Raw genomic sequence first — 26029 nt, 5'->3', positions numbered from 1 at the left:
CACCGTCGCGGTGGCGACTTCGCTACTGATGCAGAACTGATTCGGATCAGGAAGATCGGGTGATCAGGCGATCAGGCAAAGCGAAATGAAGTGCTCTTCCGATGGGCGACACGCACGGGAAGGCGGCAGCCAGCCAGAAACCAGCCAGTGACTACATCAGCGGGCGGAAGAGCGAGTGGTACTGCACGGTCGACTTCGATCCATGACAGCCCCACCTCCTCCGGCCGGTCCCTCGTAAGGGAGTCCCTGTGTCGGGACTTGACGACACGCTCTGCGTGTTGTCCCGAACCACCGGCTCAGCGTAGCAGCAGCCCGATGTGTCAAGGTGCCGCTTTGCCCGCTACTGACGAGTTCTATGCTCACCGCATGGTTGATGTTCTTCCTCTGGTCGAGGCTCGGTTGACCACCGCGCTGGGCGCACCGGACGCGCGCGCCGCCGTCACCTTCCTCGGCACGGACCGCATCGAGGTGCTCCGCTTCCAGGAGGGGGACGTCGTGCGCTACGCCACTCTCGGCATGTCCGCGCACCCCATGACCGACCCCACCGCGATGCTCGCCGACCCCGTCAAGGGCCCCCGCGCCGAACTGGTCCTCTCCGTCCGCGTGGGACGCGCCGACACCGACAAGGTGCTCCGCCCGCTCGCCGTGGTGGCCGCGTCCCCGCAGGTGGAGGGTCTGATCGTGACCCCGGGCGCCTCCCTGGACGTCGGCGATCCGCTGTGGCCCGGCGCCCCCTTCAGCTCGGTCCTGGTGGGCGAGCCCGGCGGCCTGGTCGAGGATCTGGAACTGGACGAGCCGATGGATCCCGTACGGTTCCTGCCGCTGCTCCCGATGACCGCGAACGAGGCCGCCTGGAAACGGGTGCACGGCGCCCAGGCCCTCCAGGAGCGCTGGCTCGCGAACGGGACGGACCTGCGCGACCCGGCCCGCAGGTCCGTCCCGCTCGACTGATCCGGCAGTGACCGATCTCACCAACCCGAGGCGGTAATCGGTCAGTTGGCAAGGACGGTGACACGGTCCGCGTCCCGTGCGTGAGGCGCGGCGACGGCCGTGCACCAGCGGACCGGCCGTAGCCCGCGCTCGCCACCGGGCATCCGGGTACCCCCACCGGTCGGTCCTGGTCGGTGGCGCTCGGTCGCTCTGCCGTCCGGACGGGTGATCGTCCTTGACGTGGGCGGGCAGGGGTAGGACCGTGGGGCCCTATGAGGGGCGAACCCAGTTGCCCGAGGTGCGGTGGCCGGGTCAGGGCGCCCGGTCTCTTCGCCGATTCGTGGCAGTGCGATGTGCACGGCACGGTGTATCCGCTGCAGCCCGTGATACCGCCCAGTGTCGAAGCCCTCGGTGCCGTCGTGCACCGCACGCATGTTCCGTTGTGGATGCCCTGGCCGCTGCCCGTCGGCTGGCTCTTCACGGGCGTCGCCTACGCCGGTGACGACCGCAGCGGTGGCCGCGCGACCGCCGTCGCCTGCTCCGGACCCGGCCCGCTCGGCGGCCCCGGTGAACTCATCCTGGTCGCCGAGGAACTGGGCGTCGGCCTCGGCGCGCGGTACGCGGGCATCGACGGCCCGGACCCGGGGTCGTACATGAACATCGAGAAGCCGCCCCAGGCCAAGGTCCTGGCCGCGGGCCGCCCGACCCCGCTCTGGCATGTCTACCGCACCCCCGACGACCGCGCGGTCTTCGCCGGCGAGGCGCTCGGGATGTGGCTCTGGGCTGTGATGTGGCCCGAGCAGTCCGCCCTGCTGATGTACGACGAGCTGGTGCTGACGGATGTGCGGGACGTGGGGGCGGAGGTGGATCTGGTGCCCTGTGGAGCGTTGTCGCCGCGCTTGCTTCAGCCGTGACGCCTCCTGGGGTGCCGGGGGTTCGCCGTCGGCGGGTGCCGGGGGCTCGCGGTCGGCGGGTGCGGATGCGTGGTGGGCCGGTCACGCGGTTTCCCCGCGCCCCTGAGGGCGTTGCGGTAGGGGGCACTGCATGGTTGCGGGTGTGACAGGAGTTCTTGAAAACCCGGCTATCCTTAGGTGTCCCCTTCCGTAGCCGTCACCGTCTGGAGTCACCGTGCGCATCGATCTGCACTGTCACTCCACCGCCTCCGACGGTACGGACACCCCGGCCGAGCTGGTGCGCAATGCCGCCGGCGCCGGGCTGGACGTCGTCGCGCTGACCGATCACGACACCACCCGTGGGTACGCCGAGGCGATCGCCGCGCTGCCCGAGGGGCTCACCCTGGTCACCGGTGCCGAGCTGTCCTGCCGGATCGACGGTATCTCGATGCACCTGCTGGCCTACCTCTTCGACCCCGCGGAGCCCGCGCTGCTCGCCGAGCGTGAGCTGGTGCGGGACGACCGGGTGCCGCGGGCCAAGGGCATGATCGCCAAGCTCGACGCGCTGGGCGTGCCGGTGACCTGGGCGCAGGTCGAGCGGATCGCGGCCGGCGGTTCCGTGGGGCGTCCGCATGTCGCGACGGCGCTGGTCGAGTTGGGTGTCGTGCCGACGGTGAGTGACGCGTTCACCGAGGAGTGGCTGGCCGACGGCGGCCGGGCCTTCGTGGAGAAGCACGAGACCGACCCGTTCGAGGCGATCCGGCTGGTCAAGGGCGCGGGCGGGGTCTGTGTCTTCGCGCACCCGGCCGCCGCCAAGCGGGGGCGTACGGTCCCTCAGGCGCGGATCGCGGAGCTGGCCGAGGCGGGTCTGGACGGCATCGAGGTCGATCACATGGACCACGACGCCGACGCGCGCGACCGGCTGCGGGGCCTGGCGAAGGACCTGGATCTGCTGGTCACGGGCTCCTCGGACTACCACGGCAGCCGCAAGGACGTCGCCCTGGGCGCGTACACGACCGACCCCGAGGTGTACGGGGAGATCACGCGCCGGGCGACCGGCGCGTTCCCGGTGCCGGGCACCGGCGGAGCCTGACGCCGTCAGCGGCCCCCACGCGCCCCCAGTTCACCCTTTTCCAGCAAGGCCAGTACTTCCCCATGTTCGACATCGCCGTCTTCGGCTCCCTGTTCCTGACCCTTTTTGTCATCATGGATCCCCCTGGGATCACCCCGATCTTCCTCGCCCTGACCGCCGGCCGTCCGGCCAAGGTGCAAAAGCGCATGGCCTTCCAGGCCGTGTGCGTGGCGGGCGGCGTCATCGCCACGTTCGGCGTCCTGGGCCATCAGATCCTCAACTACCTGCACGTCTCCGTCCCCGCGCTGATGATCGCGGGTGGTCTGCTGCTTCTGCTGATCGCGCTGGACCTGCTCACCGGCAAGACCGACGAGCCGAAGCAGACCAAGGACGTGAACGTGGCGCTCGTGCCGCTGGGCATGCCGCTGCTGGCGGGCCCCGGGGCGATCGTGTCCGTGATCCTGGCCGTGCAGAAGGCCGGCAGCGTGGCCACGCAGATCTCGGTGTGGTCCGCGATCCTCGCGATCCATGTCGTGCTGTGGCTGGTGATGCGTTACTCGCTGCTGATCATCCGGGTCATCAAGGACGGCGGAGTCGTGCTGGTGACGCGGCTCGCGGGCATGATGCTCTCCGCGATCGCCGTGCAGCAGATCATCAACGGGATCACTCAGGTGATCCGGGGGAGCTGAGCCCTCGTCGGCTCGGCTCCCCCGGAAAGCTTGAGTGGCGCTGCACGCGTGAGCGTTACGAGGCCTGGGTCTCGGCCGGGCGGATCCACAGGCGCTGTCCGATGGCGGCGGCCTGCTGAACGATCCGGTTGACGGAGGCGGCGTCCACGACGGTGCTGTCCACGGTGGTGCCGTCGACCTCGTCGAGTCGCATGATTTCGAAGCGCATGGGCTTCTCCCTTCGTCTGGTCATCCTCCTGCGGAGAACTACTGTGGTGACGGTCGGTGCATCCGCCGTCGTACGTAGTCAACGCGATGTTTGTTACAAACATTCCCTACGCTAAAGAAATTTTTCGAACGTCTAATTACCGACCGGTAAGTGGGGAGCGTGGAACCGATCGGGACCGGTTGTGTCCGCAGCGTGACCACCGGGACAATAGAGGCAATGAACGACGACCTGGCGGCCCTGGGCGCCCGCATCGACCGCACGAACGAGCTGCTGGAACGCATGCTCGCCGAGGTGGCGAAGACGCCCTCCACCCATGCGATCTTCGTCGACGCGGGATATCTGTACGCGGCGGCGGGCCGGCTGGTCGCCGGGACCGAGGACCGCCGCGCCTTCGACCTGGACGCCGAGGGCCTGATCGAGGCCCTCATCGACCGGGCCCGCTCGGTCTTCGCGGACAGCCGCCTGCTGCGCGTCTACTGGTACGACGGCGCCCGCCGCCGCATCCACACCGCCGAGCAGCAGACCATCGCCGAACTCCCCGACGTCAAGGTGCGCCTGGGCAACCTCAACGCCAACAACCAGCAAAAAGGCGTGGATTCCCTGATCCGCTCGGACCTGGAGTCACTGGCCCGGCACCGCGCAATCAGCGACGCGGCCCTCCTCGGCGGCGACGAGGACCTGGTCTCGGCGGTCGAGGCGGCGCAGGGGTACGGCGCCCGGGTCCACCTGTGGGGCATCGAGGCCCCCGAGGGCCGTAACCAGGCCGAGCCACTGCTCTGGGAGGTCGACAGCCAGCGCACCCTCGACCTCCAGTTCTTCAAGCCGTACGTCTCCCGGCGCACGGCCGCCGCCTACGACCCCGCCACCACGGCCCGCCCCGCCCGCGAGGACGTCCGCTTCGTCGGCGCCCAGATCGCCGCGAAGTGGCTGGCCTCCCGGGGTCGCGAGGCCCTGGTCGAGCTGCTCCCCGGCCATCCCTACCTGCCCGGCTCCGTCGACCAGGACCTGCTGGTCGAGGCCGAGGGCCTGCTGCAGTACTCCCTGCGCGGTCAGGCGGACCTGCGCCGCGCCCTCAGGGACGGCTTCTGGGACCATCTGCAGGCGCAGTACTAACCCCGCTGGGCCGCGGTGTCCCAGAAGCCGGCGACCGCGCGGGCCGTGGCGAGGGGCTGGTCGGTGTTGGGGGAGTGCTCGGCGTTCTCGATCACCGTCCGCCGTGCGTCGAGCCGCACCGCCATGTCGTCCAGCAGGGGCAGCGGCCAGGTGTCGTCCCGTGCGCCGGACAGGACGTGGAACGGCAGCGGCAGCGCGGCAAGTTCCATGACCCGGTCCGGTTCCGTGCACAACTGGCGCCCGGCGGCGAGGAGTTGGGCGGGCTTGGTGCCCAGCCATCGGCGCTGCAGGTCGTCGCGGTCGTCGAGGCCGCCGTCGAGTGCTGCCGTCTCGGTCTCCTCGGGCGTCTCCATCGCCCGCATCGCGTCCCACACCTGGCCCATGGTCATCACCGCGAGGGCGTCCCGCAGCAGCTTCACGCGCTGCTGCTGGGGTTCCGAGATCTGCGCGGGGCCGGAGGCCATGAGGGTGAGCGACCGGAAGGGCGCGTGGTCGAGCAGCACGGCCGCGCGCGCGACCTGCCCGCCGAAGGAGTGCCCGAGCAGATGCACCGGCTCACCGAGCGCCTCGGCCTGTGCCAGCACGTCCAGTGCCAACTCCCGCTGCGCATAAGGGGATTCGTCGGTCTCGGGCCCGTCCGACTCGTACTGCCCGCGCCCGTCCACGGCCACGGTCCGGTAGCCGCGCTGCGCGAGCGGCACATGCAGCGGATTGAAGTCCTCCTTGCTCCCGGTGAACCCCGGCAGCAACAGCGCGGTCCCGCGCGGCTCGACCCCGTCGGCCACGGGAGCGTCGACGACGGCGAACTCACCGCGCGCGGTGCCCAGGGAGTACGCACGGGCACCGGGCGGCGGGACGAAGGTGGCGGGCCTGCTCATGGGGAGAGGTTATCGGGCGGGGGAGGGCGGTACGGGTACGGGGCGAGGCAGTACGGATACGGAGGCGGAAACGCGACGGCCCCGGTCCACATCGGTGGACCGGGGCCGTCGGCCGGACGGTGCCGGATCAGCCTTCGGCGGCCTCGACGGCCGCCACGGCCTTACGGGTACGGCGGCGCGGCTTGGCCTCCGGCTCCTCGGTGGCCTGCGCCGGAATCTCCGCCGCTTCGGCGACCGCCTTCCGGGTCCGCCGAACCTTCGGCACGGCCTCGCCGTCCACCTCGGCGACGGCCTTCTTGCGCGTGCGGCGGGGCTTGGCCTCGGCCTCGGGGGCGTCGGTCGTCTCCGGTGCGGCGGCAGCCGTCTTCCGCGTGCGGCGCGGCTTGGCCTCCGTGCCCTCGGCGGTTTCGACTGCCGCGGCGGCCGTCTTGCGGGTGCGGCGGGGCTTGGCCTCGGGCTCGGGGGCGTCGGTCGTCTCCGGTGCGGCGGCGGCCGTCTTCCGGGTGCGGCGCGGCTTGGCCTCCGTGCCCTCGGCGGTTTCGACTGCCGCGGCGGCCGTCTTGCGGGTGCGGCGGGGCTTGGCCTCGGCTTCCGGGGCCTCGACCGCGTCCGGCGTGGCGGCGGCCGTCTTCCGGGTGCGGCGCGGCTTCGCTTCCGTGCCTTCGGCCGTGTCTATGGCGGCCTCGGCGGTCGCGGCAGCCGTCTTGCGCGTGCGGCGGGGCTTGGCCTCGGGCTCGGGGGCGTCGGTCGTCTCCGGTGCGGCGGCGGCCGTCTTGCGGGTGCGGCGGGGCTTGGCCTCGGCTTCCGGGGCCTCGACCGCGTCCGGCGTGGCGGCGGCCGTCTTCCGGGTGCGGCGCGGCTTGGCCTCCGCGCCCTCGGCCGTTTCCACGGTCGCCTCGGCGGTGGCGGCGGCCGTCTTCCGGGTGCGGCGCGGCTTGGCCTCCGCGCCCTCGGCCGTTTCCACGGTCGCCTCGGCGGTGGGCTCGGCCGACTTGCGGGTGCGGCGGCGCGGCTCCTCCGGCGTCTCCGGCTGGGCCGGGCCCTCCGCCGTGTCCACGGCCTCGACGGCGGCCTCGGTGGCCGTCACCGGCTGCGCCGGCACCCCGCCACGCGTACGGCGACGGCGGCGCAGGGCGCGGGCAGCCCTGGGCTCCTCCGCGCCGGTGGCCTCCGCGGTGCCGGACTCGGTGGCCGGCACCGCGGGGGTCGCAGCGGCGTCGAGCGCCGCTCCGCCGCGGGTACGGCGGCGACGGCGCGGGGTACGGTCCGTACGCTCGCGCTCGGCGGGGGCGGACTCGGGGCGGCCACCACGGCCACGGCCGCGAGCGCCACGCCCACCGGTCTCGCCGAGGTCCTCCAGCTCCTCCGCGTCCAGACCGGCACGGGTCCGCTCCGAGCGCGGCAGGGTGCCCTTGGTGCCCTCGGGGATGCCGAGGTCGGAGAACAGGTGCGGGGACGAGGAGTACGTCTCCACCGGGTCGTTGAAGTCCAGCTCCAGCGCCTTGTTGATCAGCTGCCAGCGCGGGATGTCGTCCCAGTCGACGAACGTGATCGCCGTACCCTTGGCGCCCGCGCGGCCCGTACGGCCGACCCGGTGCAGGTACGTCTTCTCGTCCTCGGGGGACTGGTAGTTGATGACGTGGGTCACGCCCTCGACGTCGATGCCGCGCGCGGCGACGTCGGTGCAGACCAGGACGTCCACCTTGCCGTTGCGGAAGGCGCGCAGCGCCTGCTCGCGGGCGCCCTGGCCGAGGTCGCCGTGGACCGCGCCGGAGGCGAAGCCGCGGCGCTGCAGCTGCTCGGCGATGTCGGCGGCCGTACGCTTCGTACGGCAGAAGATCATCGCCAGTCCGCGGCCGTCGGCCTGCAGGATGCGGGCGACCATCTCCGGCTTGTCCATGTTGTGCGCGCGGTAGACGAACTGCTTGATGTTCGCGACCGTCGCGCCCTCGTCGTCCGGCGCGGTGGCGCGGATGTGCGTGGGCCGGGACATGTAGCGGCGCGCGAGGCCGATGACCGCGCCCGGCATGGTCGCCGAGAACAGCATGGTCTGGCGCTTGACCGGCAGCATGTCGATGATCTTCTCGACGTCGGGCAGGAAGCCCAGGTCGAGCATTTCGTCGGCCTCGTCGAGGACCAGGCACTTGACGTGCTTCAGGTTCAGCTTCTTCTGGCCCGCGAGGTCGAGCAGCCGGCCCGGGGTGCCGACGACCACGTCGACGCCCTTCTTCAGGGCCTCCACCTGGGGCTCGTAGGCCCGGCCGCCGTAGATCGCGGTCACCCGCACGTTACGGACCTTGCCGGCTGTCAGCAGGTCGTTGGTGACCTGGGTGCACAGCTCGCGCGTGGGGACGACGACAAGCGCCTGCGGGGCGTCGGTGAGGGCCTCGGGGGCGGCGCGTCCGGCCTCGACGTCGGCGGGGACGGTGACGCGCTCGAGGAGCGGAAGACCGAAGCCCAGCGTCTTGCCGGTGCCGGTCTTGGCCTGGCCGATGACGTCCGTGCCGGAAAGGGCGACGGGGAGCGTCATCTCCTGGATGGGGAAGGGAGTGATGATGCCGACGGCCTCCAGGGCCTCGGCGGTCTCGGGAAGGATTCCGAGTTCTCGAAACGTCGTAGTCAGGGTCATGCCTCTTCTGTGTGTGCGGCGCGAGGCGAGCGCGGGGGTCGTGTGCGACCGTGCCGGGGACGTCGGCTGCCGTACGGGCGAACCACTCGGGCAAGCCGTAAGACACGGGACCTCTGCCGACGCTCTAGCGCTCGTACCGCTGAGGGGTCCCTCCGGTCGTCGTACGCACTGTGTGACATACGGCCAGGGAGGGCTGTCGGGTCGGAGCCGATCGGGCCACCGACCGGGCATCCTCATGCGTGCGGCCTGTCGCAAGACGTCGAACACCGTCGGCGCACTCAGGCAGGCGCATTACCACCATACCCCGGATTAGCGCACATGCGATGGCCGAATTCGTCACGTCATGGTCGTCACAGTGGTTGACCAGGGGCTTCCGAGGGGTGGCAAGCGGGCTATTGTGCGGCTCATGACTAGCTCTGACAAGCCTGAGAACGACTCCGCAGCGCCCACGGGCGTCGCCGCCCAGGACTGGGCGCAGGCCTCCGCCGACCCGCAGTACCGCGCCGCCGTCGTGGATCTGCTCGGCGCGCTCGCGTACGGGGAGCTGGCGGCGTTCGAGCGGCTCGCGGAGGACGCGAAGCTGGCGCCGACCCTCGCGGACAAGGCGGAGCTGGCGAAGATGGCCTCGGCCGAGTTCCACCACTTCGAGCGGCTGCGGAACCGGCTGACCGAGATCGGCGAGGAGCCGACGGCGGCCATGGACCCGTTCGTCGCGGCCCTGGACGGCTTCCACAAGCAGACCGCGCCCTCGGACTGGCTGGAGGGCCTGGTCAAGGCGTACGTCGGCGACTCGATCGCGAGCGACTTCTACCGGGAGGTCGCGGCGCGTCTCGACTCCGACACGCGTGAACTGGTTCTCGCCGTTCTCGACGACACCGGGCATGCCGAGTTCGCGGTGGAGAAGGTGCGGGCCGCCATCGACGCCGACCCGCGCGTGGGCGGCCGGCTGGCACTGTGGGCGCGGCGGCTGATGGGCGAGGCGCTGTCGCAGTCCCAGCGGGTGGTCGCCGACCGGGACGCGCTGTCCACGATGCTCGTGGGCGGGGTGGCCGCCGGGTTCGATCTCGCCGAGGTCGGGAGGATGTTCTCGCGGATCACCGAGGCGCACACCAAGCGGATGGCCGCGCTGGGCCTCGCGGCCTGAGAGCCGGCGCGCTTCGTGGGGGGGCGGGGACTCGCGCGGCTGCGGGTGCGGTGTGGTCGCCCGCGCCCCGCGGCGGAGCCGCATGTCGAACACACCCCGCCCATTGACGGCTACGCAGTCAATGATCGTCGGCGCAGTCTGCCTGCCGGGCGCAGGAGCAGGGACAGGGACGCCGCCGAGATGATCGCGGCGCCCAGGAGGCTCAGCCAGGCGGCGCTGGGGCCGAGGGCGGTGTGGGTGACGAAGTCGCCGAGAAGGGCTCCGGCCACGCCGGTCGACAGCACCAGTGGGCGCGCCGGCAGGCGGTGGGACAGGCGGTAGGCCGCTGCCGAGGCGAGGATCAGACCGAGCACTGCGGAACCGAGTGCTTCCAGGATCATGTCGGGGTCCTCCCACGGCCGGATCTGCCCTTGGCGGTCGTAGCCCGTCATACCCGTGAGCTGCGGAGTGCAATCCTCCGCTGTGGAGGAGTTGTGCTCCACCTGTGTGCCCGGACCATGCGGAAGGGCCCGGCAGCCGGTAGCCGCCGGGCCCTTTTGCACGAGTCGGCCTAAAGCGCGCCGAATCCCACCTTGCGCACGGTCGGCGCGCCGATCTCCACGTACGCCAGGCGGTCCGTCGGCACCAGGACCTTGCGGCCCTTCTCGTCCTCGAGGCTGAGGAGCTGCGTCTTTCCGGCCAGGGCCTCGAACACCACGCGCTCGACCTCGTCGACGCTCTGACCGCTCTCCAGAACGATCTCGCGGGGCGCGTGCTGCACGCCGATCTTGACCTCCACGACTATGTCCCTCCGACGGTCAGTGATGTGCGCGATCTTCCGCGCCGTACCCAGCACACATTAGTCCGGTGAGGGGACGTACACGCTGCGGGCCGGAACGCCGACAGCGAACAGCGTGTGGGAACACCTGCGCGTCAGTGGTGTTCGCTGCCGTGCAGCGGGAAGCCGGCGATGCCCCGCCAGGCCAGCGAGGTAAGCAGCTGCACCGCCTGGTCGCGCGGCACGCTGCGGTCGCTGTGCAGCCAGGAACGGGCCACCACCTGGGCGAGCCCGCCGAGGCCGGAGGCGAGCAGCATCGACTCCGCGCGCGACAGCCCGGTGTCCTCGGCGATGACGTCGCAGATCGCCTCGGCGCAGTCGTTGGTGACCTTGTCGACGCGCTCGCGCACCGCGGGCTCGTTCGTCAGGTCCGACTCGAAGACCAGGCGGAACGCGCCGCCGTCGTCCTCGACGTACGCGAAATAGGCGTCCATCGTCGCCCGGACGCGCTGCTTGTTGTCGGTCGTCGACGCAAGCGCGCTGCGCACGGCCTGGATCAGCGACTCGCAGTGCTGGTCCAGCAGGGCGAGGTAGAGGTCGAGCTTGCCGGGAAAGTGCTGGTAGAGCACCGGCTTGCTGACGCCGGCGCGCTCGGCGATGTCGTCCATCGCCGCCGCGTGATAGCCCTGCGCGACGAAAACCTCCTGGGCGGCGCCCAGCAGCTGGTTCCGTCGGGCTCGGCGCGGCAGACGGGTGCCACGTGGGCGTGCCGCCTCAGTTTGCTCGATGGCTGTCACGCCGCCTCCCAAAGTCGTCCATATCGCGGTGTCAGCCGCGCGGCCATCGTACTTTTCGGTAACCGCGGTGTGCGCGGTGCGAGCGCAGAATTTCACGTACCGGACGGCGGCGAAAGCCGCAGCCGGCTGCTTGCGGGGCCGCGGGAGTCCGTCGCGCGTGGCCGCGGAGCACGTCGAGGTCAGCGATAGTCGTCCTCGTCGAGCGAGACGACGCGTGCCTGTTCGACCAGATCGGCCACGTTCGCCTTGGCCGGATCCACGTCCGTCAGCGGGTCGTCACGGTCCGGCGTGACGTCGGCGTGCTGCTCGGCGGCGTCCACCTCGGGGGCCTCGACGTCGGTCGTCTCCGAGGTCTCGGTCTCCAGGTCCTCGGCCGTGTCGGGCTCGGTGGGGTCATAGGCCATGGTGGGCTCCCTTCCTACGAATGTCCCTGGAAGCAGCAGGGGCTAAAGCGGGTGCCCTTTGTACGAGCCTAGGAGACTGCTGATCCGGACGCCATGCCGTCTCGCCCGTTCGTAGCCCTTGTTCGCCGGACGCGGTTCACGGAGCGTGCAAAAGCGTTCACCCGTCGCTCGCGGTTCACCCTGTGACGGCGAACACATGAACCCCGACGTGATCACCTCGTAACATTGCCGCATGTCTTCGACCGAGTCGCCCTCCGTGCCGGCCGCCAGTGTGCTCCCGAAGGTGGCGCCCGTCCGGGTCGGCGAGGGCGAGCGGCTGCGGTCCGTGGGGCTGCCCGGAGTCACCCTGTCGATCCGTTCCCGCCGTACCGCGCGCGAGGGCCTCCCACCGGCGCTGTACGTCCACGGGCTCGGCGGTTCCTCGCAGAACTGGTCGTCGCTGATGGCCGCGCTGGACGGCGTCGTGGACAGCGAGGCGGTCGACCTGCCGGGCTTCGGCGACTCCCCGCCCCCGGACGACGGGAACTACTCCGTCACCGGGCACGCGCGCGCGGTGATCCGCTATCTCGACGCGGCCGGCCGCGGTCCGGTCCACCTGTTCGGCAACTCGCTCGGCGGAGCGGTCACCACGCGCGTGGCCGCCGTACGACCCGATCTCGTCCGTACGCTCACGCTCGTGTCGCCCGCCCTGCCGGAGCTGCGCATCCAGCGCACGGCGGCGCCGACCGCACTGCTCGGCGTCCCCGGTGTCGCCACCCTGTTCACCCGGATCACCAGCGAGTGGACGGCGGAGCAGCGGGTGCGCGGGGTGATGGCCCTCTGCTACGGCGACCCCTCGCGGGTGTCGCCCGAGGCGTTCCAGGACGCCGTGGAGGAGCTCGAGCGGCGGCTGCAGCTGCCGTACTTCTGGGACGCGATGGCCCGCTCCGCGCGCGGGATCGTCAACGCCTACACGCTCGGCGGACAGCACGGGCTGTGGCGCCAGGCCGAGCGGGTGCTCGCGCCGACCCTGCTCATCTACGGCGGCCGTGACCAGCTCGTCGGCTTCCGCATGGCCCACCGGGCCGCCCGCACCTTCCGCGCCTCCCGCCTGCTGTCCCTGCCGGACGCCGGGCACGTGGCGATGATGGAGTACCCGGACGTGGTGGCCACGGCGGTCCGCGAGCTCCTCACGGACACGGGGCATGGCGTCACCGATTCGGGCATGGGGAGCTGAGGCCGGCGTGGGACGCCACAGCCGCCGCGGCCCGGCCCCCAAGGACGACTCCGCGGACATAGCGGCCAAGCGTGCGCGACAGGGGGCTGCCGGTTCCGCCGACGGCGCTCCTGGCGGCCGGAGGCTTGCGAGCCCTGCCGGTGAGCCTGGTGGGCCCGGTGTTCCCGGCGCTCTCGGTGCTTCGGGGGCCATGCCCGCGGCCGGTGCCGCGGCAGGCTCGTCCGGTGCCGGTGCCGGTGCCGGTGCCGTGCGAGGCGGGCAGCCACTGGTGCCCGGGCAGCGACAGGCGCCGCCGGGTGGTCCGCCGCGGGGGCCGCAGGGGGCGGCGTTCCCGGACGGTACGCCGGCGCATGGGGTGCCGCGCTATGCCAACCGCACGCCCGCGCAGGGGGTTCCCCGTTTGCCTGACGGCACCCCGGCGCAGGGCGTCCCTCGTTTCGCCGATGGCATGCCTGGGCGGGGTGTGCCGCGTTTGCCTGACGGCACGCCCGCGCGTGGTGTGTCCCGTCTTCCCGATGGGACCCCCACGCAGGGGGTTCCGCGTTTGTCCGACGGCACCCCGGCGCAGGGCGTCCCTCGTTTCGCCGATGGCATGCCTGGGCGGGGTGTGCCGCGTTTGCCTGACGGCACGCCCGCGCGTGGTGTGTCCCGTCTTCCCGATGGGACCCCCACGCAGGGGGTTCCGCGTTTGTCCGACGGCACCCCCGCGCAGGGCGTCCCCCGTTTCCCCGATGGGACCCCCGCCCACGGCACGCCGAGGCTGCCCGGCGGCACCCCCGCCCACGGCACGCCGGGGCTGCCCGACGGCACGCCCGCGCGTGGTGTGCCCAGGCTTCCCGACGGCACCCCCGTCCACGGTGTCCCCCGTCTCCACCCCGGTGCTCCCACGCGTGGTGGGCACCCCGAGCAGCGGGAACCCGGCGGTGGCTGGGGCGAGTTCGCGGGGGCGGGTGGTCCCGGTGCGGTGCTTCCCCGGCAGCGGCCCGCGGGATACGGGCCCGGCGCCGGACCCCGGCAGGAGTACCTCGACGCCTTCGCCGGCGGGCGGGGCGGCGATGCCGGGCTCGAGGACGACGCCGACGTCTTTGTGCCCCGCGCGCGGGGGCCTCGCCCCGCCGAGGAGCACCCGGCCGACGCGCCGGAGGCGGACGGCGGCGACGCACCCGCGGTCGGCCTGCCCGGGCAGCGCTCCGCCGGCCTGACCGAACAGCCCTCCGTCGACGTCCCCGCACAGCGCACCGGCGGCAAGGGCCGGGCCTTCACCGGCATCGCGGCGGCCGCCGTCACCACCGTGCTCGCGGTGGTCGTCGCCGGGCAGGTGGCCGGGAAGCACGACCGCGGCGCCGTGGAATCGAGGTCCGCCGCCGACCAGGCCCGTGACGCACAGACCCCGGGAGGGCAGGCCCCCTCGGGCTCGCCCGGCACGGTCACGCTGTCGTACGAGCAGCAGATGGACCGGACGTACCCGCTCAGCGCCACGCTGAAGGGCTCGGGGAAGTTCGAGGCCGTGCCCGGGTTCGCCAAGGCCCCCGGCACGGGGCAGAAGTACACCTACCGCGTGGACATCGAGCAGGGTCTCGGGCTGGACGGCGAGCTGTTCGCCGAGGCCGTGCAGAAGACCCTGAACGACGACCGCAGTTGGGGCCACGGCGGCACCCGTACCTTCGAGCGGATCTCCTCCGGCAAGCCCGACTTCGTGATCACGCTGGCGAGTCCTGGTACGACCGCCACGTGGTGCGCCAAGTCCGGGCTGGACACCACGGAGGACAACGTCTCCTGCGACTCGGCCTCCACCGAACGAGTGATGATCAATGCATACAGGTGGGCCCAGGGCAGTAAGACATATGGGGACAAGATCCACGCCTATCGGCAGATGTTGATCAATCATGAGGTCGGTCACCGGCTCGGTCATGGCCATGTGACCTGCCAGAAGGACGGCGAACTCGCCCCCGTCATGCAGCAGCAGACCAAGTTCCTGGACCATGACGGAATCCACTGTCTGCCCAACCCCTGGCCCTATCCCAAGAGTTGACGGGCGCCGCTTGCGTCACATTGACATGAGCCGCAAGGTCGTTCATATTTCTGCCCATGTGGTCTAGTCATGCCGCCTCCGACAGCGCCGCCATCGAGCTGGCGCTCCTCGGCGTGACCGCACTCTGCGTGGCCGACATCCACTGTCGCTGACGCCGCCCCTGGCGTTCGTGTCGCGACACTTTTCCCTTTTTGCGTCCGTGGCTGACTGAGTCACGGATCTTCGACGAACCGACGCCGGGGCTGACGTCTGCCCGTAATCGTCTCACCCCTTGTCTGTCAGTCTCAGTATCCGAGAGGTCGTCATTCCGATGCGTCAACCGTCCGCCATAGCGCGCCGCGTGGCAGCGGCATCCGTCAGCCTGGTCGTGGCAGCGGGCGCCGCCGCCTGCGGCCCGAAGGACAACGATGCCAAGGGCTCAGGTGGCGACTCCACGCCCCACAAGGGCGGCACCCTCACGGTGCTGAACTCCGAGCCGCAGACCGATTTCGACCCCGCCCGCCTCTACACCTCCGGCGGCGGAAACGTCCCTTCACTGGTCTTCCGCACCCTCACCACCCGCAACCGCGAGAACGGCGCGGCCGGCGCCAAGGTCGTCCCCGACCTCGCCACCGACACCGGGCGCCCCAGCAGGAACGCGACCGTGTGGACGTACACCTTGAAGAAGGGCCTCAAGTACGAGGACGGTACGCCGATCACCTCGGCCGACATCAAGTACGGCATCGAGCGTTCCTTCGCCCCCGAACTCTCCGGCGGCGCACCCTACTTGAGGGACTGGCTGGTCGGTGCGGCCGACTACCAGGGCCCCTACAAGGACAAGAAGGGGCTCTCGGCGATCGAGACGCCGGACGCGCGGACCATCGTCTTCCAGCTGGACAAGCCCGAGGGCGAGTTCCCGTTCCTCGCCACGCAGACGCAGTTCACCCCGGTGCCGCAGAGCAAGGACAACGGCACCAAGTACGAGGAGCACCCGGTCTCGTCCGGCCCGTACAAGGTCGTCAAGAACGAGAACGACGGCGAGCACCTGGTCCTTACGCGCAACACGTACTGGTCGGCGGGCGTCGACGACCAGCGCAAGGCCTACCCGGACACGATCGACGTCCGCTCCGGGCTCGACTCGTCCGTGATCAACCAGCGGCTGTCCGCGTCCCAAGGGACGGACGCTGCGGCGGTCACCACGGACACCAACCTCGGTCCCGCCGAACTCGCCAAGGTCAGCGGGGACAAGGAACTGGCCGCGCGCGTGGGCACCGGCCACTTCGGCTACACGAACTACATCGCGTTCAACCCGACCGTGAAGCCCTTCGACAACCCGAAGGTGCGGCAGGCGATCGCCTACGCCGTCGACCGTTCCTCGGTGGTCAACGCGGCCGGCGGCAGCGCGCTCGCCGAGTCCGCGACCACCTTCCTGCCCGACCAGAAGTCCTTCGGCTACACGCCGTACGACCCGTTCCCGGCGGGCGCGTCGGGCAACCCGGCCAAGGCCAAGGAACTGCTGGCGCAGGCCGGCTACAAGAACGGCCTCACGGTGACGCTGACCCACTCCAACGCCAAGGACTTCGAGACCAGCCCGGAGATCGCGACCGCCGTCCAGGACGCGCTCAAGAAGGCCGGCATCACGGTCAAGCTGCAGGGTCTGGAGAACAACGACTACCGGGACAAGATCCACAGCGTGAAGACCGAGCCCGGCTTCTTCCTCGCGCACTGGGGTGCCGACTGGCCCTCCGGCGGCCCGTTCCTCGCCCCGATCTTCGACGGCCGCCAGATCGTCAAGGACGGCGCGAACTTCAACACGGGCCTGCTCAATGACACGTCGGTCAATGACGAGATTGACGCGATCAATAAGTTGACCGACCTTGACGCTGCCGCCAAGCGCTGGGGTGCACTGGACAAGAAGATCGGCGAGAAGGCCCTCGTCGTGCCGCTGTTCCACCCGGTCTACAAGCGTTTGTACGGCAAGGACGTCAAGAACATCGTCATCAGCGACTGGACCGGCGTCCTCGACATCTCCCGGGTCGCGGTGAAGTAGCGCCGTGAGCGAGACACTTGTCGCCGTCGGCGCCGCCGGGGCGGAATCGTCCGTCCCGGCGGCCTCGGGGGCCCGCCGGTTCTGGCGGCGGCTGCGCGCGCAGCGCGTCGCCCTGGTCGCCGCGGCCGTCGTCGCGCTGCTCGTCCTGATCGCGCTCGCCGCGCCGCTGCTCACCGCCCTGGAGGGGCAGGATCCCACCACGTACCACCCGTCCCTGATCGACTCCGCGCGCGGGGGCGTGCCCGTAGGCTCCCTCGGCGGCATCAGTGCCGGCCACTGGCTGGGCGTCGAACCGCAGACCGGACGCGACCTGTTCGCCCGGCTCGTCTACGGGGCGCGGGTGTCGCTGGGCGTCGCCCTCGCCGCCACGGTGGTGCAGGTCGCCCTCGGCGTCGCGGTCGGTGTGGCCGCCGCGCTCGGCAACCGATGGGTTGATCAACTGTTGAGCCGGGCCACGGACATCATCGTCGCGATGCCGCTCATGATCATGTCGTTGGCGCTGCTGTCCATCGTGCCCTCCGGCTTCCCGCGGCCCGTCCTGGTCACCCTGGTCATCGGCCTGATCGCCTGGGGCACCATCGCGAAGATCGTGCGGGCCCAGACGCTCACCCTGAAGGGCCTCGACCATGTCGCCGCCGCCCGGCTGAGCGGCTGGGGCACCTGGCGGGTCGCCCGCCGTGAGCTGCTGCCCGGCCTCGCGGCACCGGTCATCACCTACGCCGCGCTGCTGGTGCCCACGAACATCTCCGTCGAGGCGGCCCTGTCCTTCCTCGGCGTCGGCGTGAAGCCGCCCACTCCCTCCTGGGGGCAGATGCTGACCGACGCCGACGTCTGGTACCAGGCCGCGCCCCAGTACCTGCTGTGGCCGGCCGGCGCCCTGTTCGTCACCGTTCTCGCCCTCACCGTCCTCGGCGACGGCGTGCGCACGGCACTCGACCCCCGCGCGGCCTCCCGCCTGCGCGTCGGCACCGGCCGCGAGGATGCCGGCGCCAAGACCGACAGGGAGGCGACCGCATGAGCGGCTTCGGCGGCTTCGTGCTGCGCCGCGCCGTGGGCATGGTGGTCACCCTGCTCGCCATCTCGGTGATCGTCTACGTTGTCTTCTACGTCACCCCCGGCAACGTCGCCCAGATCACCTGCGGCCCGCGCTGCTCGCCGGAACAGGTGCACCAGGTCGCCGCGCAGCTGAAACTCGGGGACCCGCTGTACCTGCGCTACTGGCACTTCCTGGCGGGCCTCTTCGTGGGCGAGGACTTCTCCACGGGCACCTCGGTCGTGCACTGCGCGGCGCCCTGCCTGGGGCAGTCGTACCGGACCGACCAGCCGGTCCTGGACATCATCCTGACCAAGCTGCCGGTCAGCCTGTCGCTGGTCGTGGGCGGGATGGTGGTGTGGCTCGTCCTCGGCGTCGGCACCGGCGTGCTCTCCGCGTGGCGACGCGGCCGGTTCTCCGAGCGGGTGCTGACCGCGCTCACCCTCGCCGGCACGGCCACGCCCGTCTTCGTCATCGGCCTGGTGCTGATGATCGTCGTATGCGGCGAACTTCAGCTGCTGCCCTTCCCGGAGTACGTGGACCTCACCGACGACCCCGAGCAGTGGGCGTGGAACCTGCTGCTGCCCTGGCTGTCCCTCGCCCTGATCGAGGCGGCCGCCTTCGCCCGCCTGACCCGCGCCTCGATGCTGGAGACCCTCGCCGAGGACCACATCCGCACCTTCCGCGCCTACGGAGTCGGCGAGCGCGCGATCGTCGCACGGCACGCACTGCGCGGCGCCCTGGCGCCCGTGATCGCGCTGAACGCCAACAACGTCGGCTCGGCCGTCGGCGGTGCCGTCCTCACCGAGACCCTGTTCGGCCTGCCCGGCATCGGCCAGGAGCTGGTGCACGCGGTGAAGGCCGTCGACCTGCCGGTGGTGGTCGGCATGGTCCTGGTCATCGGCTTCTTCGTGGTCCTCGCCAACGCCGTCGCGGACGTCCTGTACGCGGTGGCCGACCGACGGGTGGTGCTCGCATGAGCCTGGTGGACGTCACGGACCTGACCGTCGAGTTCGGCTCGCTGCGGGCCGTCGACGGCCTCTCCTTCAGCCTGTCGAAGGGCGCCGCGCTGGCCCTCGTCGGCGAGTCCGGCTCCGGCAAGTCCACGGTCGCGGGCGCCCTGCTGGGCCTGCACCGGGGTACGGGGGCCCGGGTCTCCGGCTCGGTGCGGGTGGCCGGTACGGACGTACAGGCGGCCGGGGACGAGGAGTTGCGGCGTCTGCGCGGCGCCAAGGCCGCCATGGTCTTCCAGGACCCGCTGTCCTCGCTGGACCCGTACTACGCGATCGGCGACCAGATCGCCGAGGTCCACCGCGTGCACGCGCGCGTGTCGCGTCGTACCGCACGCGCGCGTGCCGTGGAGGTGCTGGAGCGGGTTGGAATTCCGGACGCGGTACGGCGGTCCCGGTCCCGCCCGCACGAGTTCAGCGGTGGCATGCGCCAGCGCGCCCTCATCGCCATGGCCCTCGCCTGCGAGCCGGACCTGCTGATCGCCGACGAGCCGACCACCGCCCTCGACGTCACCGTCCAGGCCCAGATCCTCGACCTGCTGCACACGCTGCGCGAGGAGACCGGCATGGGTCTGCTGCTGGTCACCCATGACGTGGGCGTCGCCGCCGAGAGCGTGGACGACATCCTCGTCATGCGGCACGGCAGGGCCGTCGAGCGCGGCCCGGTCGGCACCGTCCTCAAGGCTCCCGCCGAGGCGTACACCCGCGAGCTCCTCGACGCCGTCCCGCGCGTGGACGCCCGCCGCACCGGCTCCCAGGCCTCCGGCGAGGTCGTGCTGGAGGCCACCGGGCTGCGGCGCGAATTCGGGCGCGGCAGGCGGGCGTTCGCGGCCGTGGACGACGTCTCGGTGACCGTCCGCCGCGGCGAGACCCTCGGTGTCGTCGGCGAGAGCGGCAGCGGCAAGACCACGCTCGGCCGGATGCTGGTCGGGCTGCTGGAGCCGACCACCGGTGCGATCCGCTACCAAGGGCGCCCGCACACCACGGTGAACCCGGCCGTCCAGATGGTCTTCCAGGACCCCGTCTCCTCCCTCAACCCCCGCCGCAGCGTGGGCGAATCCATCGCCGACCCGCTACGCGCGCGTGGCGGAGACGACGAGGAGCGCATCCGGGGGCGCGTTGCGGAACTGCTGGAGCGCGTGGGGCTCGAAGGGGCGCACTACGGCCGCTACCCGCACGAGTTCAGTGGCGGCCAGCGCCAGCGCATCGGCATCGCCCGCGCGCTCGCCGCCGAACCGAGCGTCATCGTCTGCGACGAGCCGGTCTCCGCGCTCGACGTGACCACGCAGGCCCAGGTGATCGAGCTGCTCGGCGAACTCCAGCGGGAACTCGGCCTCGCACTGGTCTTCATCGCGCACGACCTCGCCGTCGTACGGCAGGTCAGCGACCGGGTCGCGGTGATGCGCCGGGGCCGGCTCGTCGAGTACGGGCCGGCGGACGAGGTGTACGACAGCCCGCGTGAGCCGTACACCAAGCAGCTCCTGACCGCCGTACCCGCACTCGACCCGGAACTGGCGGCCCGGCGGCGCACGGCCCGGCGGGACGCGGCCGTGGCGTAACGATTCGTGCACGAGCGATGACGTTCTGAACCCTTAGCGCGGCGGAACGCGACCCGCACGCGAAAGTTACGACCGTTCACCCCTTTTGGTGGCGCGATGGACAACCGTCCGTCGCGCCACCGCCTTGTCCCCTTACGTTCGTCCCGCTGCGAGCCGCCGGGACAACGGCGGCTCACCGGACAGGAGATCGGGGGTGCACACGTGCGCATCGGACTGCTTACGGAAGGCGGCTATCCGTACGCGAGCGGTGACGCCGGACTCTGGTGCGACCGGCTCGTACGCGGGCTCGAGCAGCACGAGTTCGACATCTACGCGCTCAGCCGCAGCCGGCGCCAGGAGGACGACGGCTGGGTCGCGCTCCCGCCGCAGGTCGGCCGGGTGCGTACGGCGCCGCTGTGGACGGCCGGGGACGACGGGGTCGCCCACGGACGGCGCACGCGCCGGCGCTTCACCGAGTACTACGGCGAACTGCTCGGCGCGGTGTGCGCCGGAACCGGGGCCGACGCCCCCTCCGAGGGCGGGCCCACCGATCTGCCGGACCGTTTCGGCAGTGCCCTGTACGGGCTCGCCGAACTCGCCCGGGAAAACGGCGGACTCGTCGGCACCCTGCGCTCGGACGCCGCCGTACGCGCCCTGGAGCGCGCCTGCCGCGCCCCCGGCGCACCGCGCGCCGCGCACGAGGCGCGCGTACCGGATCTGCTCACCGTCGCCGCGCACCTCGAACGCGCCCTGCGCCCCCTCTCCCTCGACTGGTACGACGACGACGGCCTCGGCGCGGCCGACCTCTGCCACGCCGCCGCCGGTGGCTCAGCCGCCCTCCCCGGGCTGCTCGCCCGGCACTTCTTTGGTGTACCGCTGGTCGTCACCGAGTACGGCGTGCAGCTCCGCTCGCACTACCTGGCCCTCGGCGCCGACACCGCCGCCCCCGCCGTACGCGCGCTGCTCGGCGCCTTCCACGGCCGGCTCGCCGCCGAGGTCTACCGGCGCGCCGAGATCCTCACTCCCGGAAACGCCCACGCCCGCCGCTGGCAGGAACGGTGCGGCGCCGACCGGGCCAGGATCCGCACGGTCTACCCGGGCATGGACGCCACCCGCTTCACGGAGGTCGGCGAGGGCCCGGACCGCGCCGACCCGGACACGCTGGTCTGGGTCGGGCGCGTCGAACCCGCCAAGGACCTGATCTCGCTGCTGCACGCCTTCGCCGAGGTGCGCAAGGAACAGCCCGAGGCGCGCCTCAGGATCGTCGGCGCGCCCTGCGGACCCGAGGGCACGGCCTACCTCGGCCACTGCCGGGCGCTCGCCGCGCAGCTCTTCCCGGACGAGGCGGAGGGTGTGCACGCCGTCGGCGACAACCCGGTCTCCTTCGAGGAGATCGGCGGCCCGGAGGCCCCCACGCTCCCCGAGGCGTACGCCTCGGGAGCGGTCGTCGTCCTCTCCAGCGTCGTCGAGGGCTTCCCCATCGGTCTCATCGAGGCCATGTTCTGCGGCCGGGCCACGGTGTCCACCGACGTCGGCGCGGTGGTGGAGGTCATCGGGGGTACGGGGCTCGTCGTGCCGCCGCGCAATCCGCGGGCGCTCGCCGAGGCGTGCGTGGCGCTGCTACGCGATCCCGAGCGGCGTGAGCGCCTCGGCGCCGCCGCGCGCGCCCGCGCGCTCGAACTGTTCACCGTCGAGCAGAACATCGCGGCATTTCACGGCATTTACCTGGAGGTCGTCTCGCACTGTCCGGTCCGCAGGGTCGTCCTCGACGAGGCCGGCGACCCCCTGCCCTTCGCCACCCCCGCCGAGTCCCACGTCCCCGGCCGCTGGACCGGGCCCACGGCCCGCGTACTGCCACGGGTCGTCCCCGGCTGGGCCACGGGAGCACCGGTACGCGCCACGCCGCCGGCCGCTGCGGAGGGGGCGTGATGGGCGTACGGGACGACGACCGCCTTGACGAAGACGCAGACGGAGGAGGTGCGGTGGGCGAGCCGGGCGATTGGGGTGCGCGGGGGCACGGCTCGGTCGACGGCCTGTCGGGGGCTTACGGTGACGAGGGCCGGGTGGCCGGTGCGCTGCGCGGGCTGGACCGGCCCGGGACGCCCAGGGCTGCCGAGCCATGGGACTCGGGGGCGGGGGCGTGGCTCGGGGGAGGTGCGGAGGCCCCTGCCGGAGGGACTCCGCCGGATCGCACGGGCTCGCCGGTGCCGCCGGATTCCGTGAGTGAGCCGTTCTCGTCGGTGCCGTCCGCCTCCGGGGCCGGTGACGCCGACGGCGCCGCCGGTCTCGCCGGGCCGAACGGCCGGCGGCGCTCCGGATCGCGCGCCGTGGACGCCGGTGCGAGCGTCGCACCGCAGGCGGAACCGAACGACTCGTGGTCCGTCAGCTCCCGGACACGCAACCGGGATTCGGGTGGCCCGGAGCCTGGGAAGCGGCGCGTCGCCGCACCCCGGCGGGGAGCCGCCGACCCCGTCAAAGCCCTGCTGCACCGGCACCGTGAGCTGTGCGAACGGGCGGTGGACCCGTTGGAGATCGCCGCCGGGCTGGAGGCGCACGGCGTCACCGACCGGACCGCCGCCCGCTTCCGGCACCGCGACGTCTTCTCGCTCGCCGAGGAGCTGTACGCGCGCGTGCCGCGGGGCGGTGAGCGTGGTCAGCAAGGCCCGAGGACCGAACCCCTGCCCGTACCCCGCGTCCGTGCCGGCTGGATCCTGCTCACCCTCCTGCCCGGCGCCCTCGGCACGGCCACCGTCGCCGGACTGCGCCTCACCCACGGCCAGCCACGCCTGCTGGCCGCCACCGCCGGCCTCCTCACCGTCGCCGTCGCCACGCGTGCCGCACTGCGCTGCGGCCCTCTCGCCGGCCCACCCGGCACGCACGCGTGCCCCACGAAGAACGGCACGCGCGCGTGGACGCTCTGGCTGCTCGGGTACGCCCTCCTCGGCGACGGTCTCCTCAACGCGGTCATGACGGGCGGCCCCGACGCCCTGCCGACCGGCGCCCCGGACGGCCCCTGGCCCACCGCCACCGCGCCGGCCCTGGCCCTCACCCTGGCCTGCGCCCCGGCGGCCTGGTGCGCCCACCTGCTCAGCGCGGGCGCCCGCCGCAGGCTCGCCGGCAGCCGGGACCTGGAGGACTTCACGGCTGCCGCCAAACCCTTGCTGCTGGGCACGTACGCCCTGTTCCTGGGCGCCCTGACCGCCCTGCTCCTGGTGTGCGGCACCGTCCTGCACGCACCCCCCGCCTGCCCGCAGACCCTCGCGCTGGGCGCCCTGCTGCTGCTCGCCCGCCTGCTCACCGTGCACCACCACCGGCACGCCCCGGCCGTGGCGCTCGGTGCCGCGGCGGCCACGGAGGCGGTGGCCCTCGCCCTGCCGCTGGCCGCGAGGCTGCCCGGCTGCGCCGCTTTGGTGGCCCCCGTCCGCACCCTCGTGAACGCCGGGGGAGAGGCCGCCGTCCCGGCCCTCGCCTGCGGCACCGCTGCGCTGGCCCTGCTGCTCCACGCCGGCCGCACCCTCACCCAGGCCTCGGCGTACGCGCCCACGGGAGCCCCCGAGTGAACCTTCCGACACCGGACCGAACCACCGCCGCAGGCGGCCGCACCACCCCTTTTGAAGGAGAAGCCTGATGACCACCTCCCGACCCGGAGCCTCCGGAGCCCCGGGAACCGCCGGCGCGTCCACAGCCGCCACAGCGGCAGGCCCTGGAGTCGCAGGGACCGCCGGACCCCTCGGCCGCACCGGCGCCGACAGCCACACGGGCCGCGTAAGCAACAAAGGTCGCACTGGTCATGCCAGGCCCACAGGCCTCAGCAGTCACTCCGGCGGTCCCACAAGCCCGCACGAGCACATCGGCCCCGCACGCCTCCGCGGCCGCGGCCCCGCACGCCACGCCACCGCGCACACCCCGGGAGCCGCCCGATGAGGGTCCTGCTGATCGGAGCCAACGGATACATCGGCCGTTTCGTCGCCGACCGCCTGCTCGCCGACCCGGCCGTCCAGCTCACCGCGCTCGGCCGCGGCGACGACGCCGACGTCCGCTTCGACCTCGCCACCGGCAGCCCCGGCGCACTCACGCGCTTCCTCGACGCGGTGCACCCCGGGGTCGTCATCAACTGCTCCGGCGCCATTCGCGGCGGCGCCCGCGAACTCACCCGGCACAACACCGTGGCCGTCGCCACCGTCTGCGAGGCCCTGCGGCGCAGCGGCTGCGGCGCCCGTCTGGTGCAGATCGGGTGCAGCTCGGAGTACGGGCCGAGCCAGCCCGGCTCCTCCACCGCCGAGGACGCCGTACCGCGCCCAGGCGGCCCGTACGGCGTGAGCAAGCTCGCCGCGACCGAACTGGTCCTCGGCTCCGGCCTGGACGCCGTCGTACTGCGCGTCTTCTCGCCGGCCGGCCCGGGTACCCCCGCCGGCTCCCCGCTGGGCCGGCTCGCCGAGGCCATGCGGCGTGCCATGCAGTCCGGCGACGGCGAGCTCAAACTCGGCGGTCTCGGTGTCCAGCGCGACTTCGTCGACGTACGCGACGTCGCCCGCGCCGTGCACGCCGCCTCGCTCTCCGCCGCGCAGGGCGTCATCAACATCGGCTCCGGCCGCGCCGTCCGCCTGCGCGACGCCGCCGCCGTCCTCGCGCGCGTGGCCGGATACGGCGGTGCCCTGCACGAACTCGACGCCCCGCCCGTCCCGCTGCGCAGCGCCATCGGCCACCCCCGCGCCGACTCCGACCACGGGGCCCCGATGGCATATCCGTACCCGGACGGCTGCGGCAGCTGGCAGCAGGCCGATGTGCGCACCGCGCGCGACCGGCTCGGCTGGCGGCCCCGCATCAACCTCGAAGAATCCCTGGCCGACATCTGGATGGAGGCGGCATGCCGCATCTGACCAGCACGACCGCAGGCGCCACGAGCACCGGCCTGCGCACCGCCCTCGGCATCCCCGGCTATGCCCACCCGCTCGTCGCCCCCGCCCAGTGGGCCGAACTCGCCCGCCCGGGCGCCCCGCTGGACTGGGTGGTCCTCAATGTGGCCGCCGGCCCCGGCACCCGCCCGGATCCGCACTGTCTGGACGCGGCCGGGAGGCTGCGCGGCGCCGGCGTCCGGGTCCTCGGCCATCTGGACCTCACCCACGGCGCCCGTTCCTTCGCCGATCTGCTGTCCGACGCCCACCGGTACCTCGACTGGTACCGGGTCGACGGCTTCCTGCTGGACCGCTGCCCCACCGACCGCACCGCGCTCCCCGAGGTCCGCCGCGCGGTCACCACCCTCCGGGCGATCAGTGACCGCGCCCACATCGTGCTCGGCCACGGCAGCCACCCGCACCCCGGATACGCGGAGAACGCCGACCAACTGGTGACCTTCTGCGGATCCTGGTCCGACTACCGCTGGTCGCAGGTCGCCGAGTGGACCGCGGACTATCCGCCGGACCACTTCTGCCACTTCGTGCACGGCGTGCCCCACGGCCACCTGGAGGAGGCGCTGCGCATCGCCCGCTGGCAGGGCGCGGCGACGATCTACTTCACCGACCGCACGGACCGCCGCGGCCGAGCCGACCCCTGGGAGACGATGCCCGGCTACTGGGACGACATCGTCTCGCGTATCGGAACAGGTGTCTCGGAATGAAGAAGGCCGTGGCACTGTTACGAGGAGAACAACTGTAGTG

Annotated in this window: 24 protein-coding genes; 17 read left to right on the top strand and 7 right to left on the bottom strand. The window is 72.2% G+C overall.

Translation table 11 applies throughout. The features are described from left to right. Positions 1 to 366 precede the first annotated feature (366 nt). The 4 genes from BFF78_RS15190 (at position 367) to BFF78_RS15175 (ending at position 3584) form a co-directional block, all read left to right on the top strand. On the top strand, positions 367 to 951 hold the full coding sequence (locus BFF78_RS15190; protein WP_069778847.1) for a suppressor of fused domain protein: 585 nt from the start codon (positions 367 to 369) through the stop codon (positions 949 to 951). A gap of 251 nt (positions 952 to 1202) precedes the next feature. Continuing rightward, positions 1203 to 1844: a DUF6758 family protein gene (locus BFF78_RS15185; RefSeq protein WP_069778846.1), complete on the top strand. Its 642-nt coding sequence runs from the start codon at positions 1203 to 1205 to the stop codon at positions 1842 to 1844. Between the two features lie 214 nt (positions 1845 to 2058). Beyond that, on the top strand, positions 2059 to 2916 hold the full coding sequence (locus tag BFF78_RS15180; protein WP_069778845.1) for a PHP domain-containing protein: 858 nt from the start codon (positions 2059 to 2061) through the stop codon (positions 2914 to 2916). Between the two features lie 62 nt (positions 2917 to 2978). Next, positions 2979 to 3584, top strand: coding sequence for a MarC family protein (locus BFF78_RS15175; RefSeq protein WP_069778844.1), 606 nt, complete (start codon positions 2979 to 2981; stop codon positions 3582 to 3584). Between the two features lie 55 nt (positions 3585 to 3639). On the opposite strand, the gene BFF78_RS46870 is transcribed toward BFF78_RS15175, so the two are convergent. Then, positions 3640 to 3792, bottom strand: a complete 153-nt coding sequence (locus BFF78_RS46870) for a hypothetical protein (RefSeq protein ID WP_099054875.1) — start codon at positions 3790 to 3792, stop codon at positions 3640 to 3642. Between the two features lie 216 nt (positions 3793 to 4008). On the opposite strand from BFF78_RS46870, the gene BFF78_RS15170 reads away from it, so the two are divergent. Then, positions 4009 to 4905 (top strand): NYN domain-containing protein, encoded by an 897-nt coding sequence (locus tag BFF78_RS15170; protein ID WP_069778843.1) that lies wholly within the window; start codon positions 4009 to 4011, stop codon positions 4903 to 4905. Here BFF78_RS15170 and BFF78_RS15165 read toward each other — a convergent pair. Both BFF78_RS15165 and BFF78_RS15160 read right to left on the bottom strand, forming a co-directional pair. Next, positions 4902 to 5783 carry an alpha/beta fold hydrolase gene (locus tag BFF78_RS15165; protein ID WP_079161321.1) on the bottom strand — a complete coding sequence of 294 codons (882 nt, stop codon included), beginning with the start codon at positions 5781 to 5783 and terminating at the stop codon, positions 4902 to 4904. The two genes, BFF78_RS15170 and BFF78_RS15165, sit on opposite strands and share 4 nt — an antisense overlap. A gap of 127 nt (positions 5784 to 5910) precedes the next feature. Next, positions 5911 to 8313, bottom strand: a complete 2403-nt coding sequence (locus tag BFF78_RS15160; protein ID WP_069783579.1) for a DEAD/DEAH box helicase — start codon at positions 8311 to 8313, stop codon at positions 5911 to 5913. Between the two features lie 505 nt (positions 8314 to 8818). On the opposite strand from BFF78_RS15160, the gene BFF78_RS15155 reads away from it, so the two are divergent. Next, positions 8819 to 9556: a ferritin-like fold-containing protein gene (locus BFF78_RS15155; protein WP_193433468.1), complete on the top strand. Its 738-nt coding sequence runs from the start codon at positions 8819 to 8821 to the stop codon at positions 9554 to 9556. A gap of 110 nt (positions 9557 to 9666) precedes the next feature. On the opposite strand, the gene BFF78_RS15150 is transcribed toward BFF78_RS15155, so the two are convergent. From BFF78_RS15150 to BFF78_RS15135, 4 genes are all read right to left on the bottom strand, one after another. Next, positions 9667 to 9936 carry a hypothetical protein gene (locus tag BFF78_RS15150; RefSeq protein WP_069783578.1) on the bottom strand — a complete coding sequence of 90 codons (270 nt, stop codon included), beginning with the start codon at positions 9934 to 9936 and terminating at the stop codon, positions 9667 to 9669. 170 nt (positions 9937 to 10106) lie between these two features. Next, a complete protein-coding gene (locus BFF78_RS15145; protein WP_069778841.1) occupies positions 10107 to 10334 on the bottom strand; it encodes a DUF3107 domain-containing protein in 228 nt (75 codons plus the stop codon). A gap of 134 nt (positions 10335 to 10468) precedes the next feature. Next, positions 10469 to 11110 (bottom strand): TetR/AcrR family transcriptional regulator, encoded by a 642-nt coding sequence (locus BFF78_RS15140; RefSeq protein ID WP_069778840.1) that lies wholly within the window; start codon positions 11108 to 11110, stop codon positions 10469 to 10471. A gap of 179 nt (positions 11111 to 11289) precedes the next feature. Beyond that, on the bottom strand, positions 11290 to 11514 hold the full coding sequence (locus BFF78_RS15135) for a hypothetical protein (RefSeq protein WP_069778839.1): 225 nt from the start codon (positions 11512 to 11514) through the stop codon (positions 11290 to 11292). Positions 11515 to 11746: 232 nt separating this feature from the next. Here BFF78_RS15135 and BFF78_RS15130 point away from each other — a divergent pair, with 232 nt between their 5' ends. From BFF78_RS15130 to BFF78_RS15085, 11 genes are all read left to right on the top strand, one after another. Next, positions 11747 to 12730 carry an alpha/beta fold hydrolase gene (locus BFF78_RS15130; RefSeq protein WP_069778838.1) on the top strand — a complete coding sequence of 328 codons (984 nt, stop codon included), beginning with the start codon at positions 11747 to 11749 and terminating at the stop codon, positions 12728 to 12730. Positions 12731 to 13178: 448 nt separating this feature from the next. Continuing rightward, a complete protein-coding gene (locus tag BFF78_RS15125) occupies positions 13179 to 14762 on the top strand; it encodes a DUF3152 domain-containing protein (RefSeq protein ID WP_099054874.1) in 1584 nt (527 codons plus the stop codon). A gap of 56 nt (positions 14763 to 14818) precedes the next feature. Continuing rightward, on the top strand, positions 14819 to 14914 hold the full coding sequence (locus tag BFF78_RS49745) for an Ms4533A family Cys-rich leader peptide (RefSeq protein WP_335755328.1): 96 nt from the start codon (positions 14819 to 14821) through the stop codon (positions 14912 to 14914). A gap of 158 nt (positions 14915 to 15072) precedes the next feature. Then, positions 15073 to 16791 carry an ABC transporter substrate-binding protein gene (locus BFF78_RS15120; protein WP_069778836.1) on the top strand — a complete coding sequence of 573 codons (1719 nt, stop codon included), beginning with the start codon at positions 15073 to 15075 and terminating at the stop codon, positions 16789 to 16791. 4 nt (positions 16792 to 16795) lie between these two features. Continuing rightward, a complete protein-coding gene (locus BFF78_RS15115) occupies positions 16796 to 17809 on the top strand; it encodes an ABC transporter permease (protein WP_069778835.1) in 1014 nt (337 codons plus the stop codon). After that, on the top strand, positions 17806 to 18804 hold the full coding sequence (locus tag BFF78_RS15110) for an ABC transporter permease (RefSeq protein ID WP_069778834.1): 999 nt from the start codon (positions 17806 to 17808) through the stop codon (positions 18802 to 18804). Before BFF78_RS15115 ends, BFF78_RS15110 begins: the two co-directional genes overlap by 4 nt. Continuing rightward, positions 18801 to 20393, top strand: a complete 1593-nt coding sequence (locus BFF78_RS15105) for a dipeptide ABC transporter ATP-binding protein (protein WP_069778833.1) — start codon at positions 18801 to 18803, stop codon at positions 20391 to 20393. The genes BFF78_RS15110 and BFF78_RS15105 overlap by 4 nt, the downstream gene beginning before the upstream one ends. 201 nt (positions 20394 to 20594) lie before the next feature. Next, a complete protein-coding gene (locus BFF78_RS15100) occupies positions 20595 to 22301 on the top strand; it encodes a DUF3492 domain-containing protein (protein ID WP_069778832.1) in 1707 nt (568 codons plus the stop codon). A 290-nt stretch (positions 22302 to 22591) separates the two neighbouring features. Beyond that, on the top strand, positions 22592 to 23932 hold the full coding sequence (locus BFF78_RS15095) for a hypothetical protein (protein ID WP_227025835.1): 1341 nt from the start codon (positions 22592 to 22594) through the stop codon (positions 23930 to 23932). Between the two features lie 360 nt (positions 23933 to 24292). Beyond that, the gene (locus BFF78_RS15090) at positions 24293 to 25252 is read left to right on the top strand and encodes an NAD-dependent epimerase/dehydratase family protein (RefSeq protein ID WP_069778831.1); all 960 of its coding nucleotides are present in this window, start codon (positions 24293 to 24295) and stop codon (positions 25250 to 25252) included. Continuing rightward, positions 25240 to 25989 carry a spherulation-specific family 4 protein gene (locus tag BFF78_RS15085; protein ID WP_069778830.1) on the top strand — a complete coding sequence of 250 codons (750 nt, stop codon included), beginning with the start codon at positions 25240 to 25242 and terminating at the stop codon, positions 25987 to 25989. Before BFF78_RS15090 ends, BFF78_RS15085 begins: the two co-directional genes overlap by 13 nt. The last annotated feature ends 40 nt before the right edge of the window (positions 25990 to 26029 follow it).

Origin of the sequence: Streptomyces fodineus (assembly GCF_001735805.1) — a bacterium.
Lineage (GTDB): Bacteria > Actinomycetota > Actinomycetes > Streptomycetales > Streptomycetaceae > Streptomyces > Streptomyces fodineus.
This window is presented reverse-complemented; position numbering and strand designations above follow the sequence as displayed.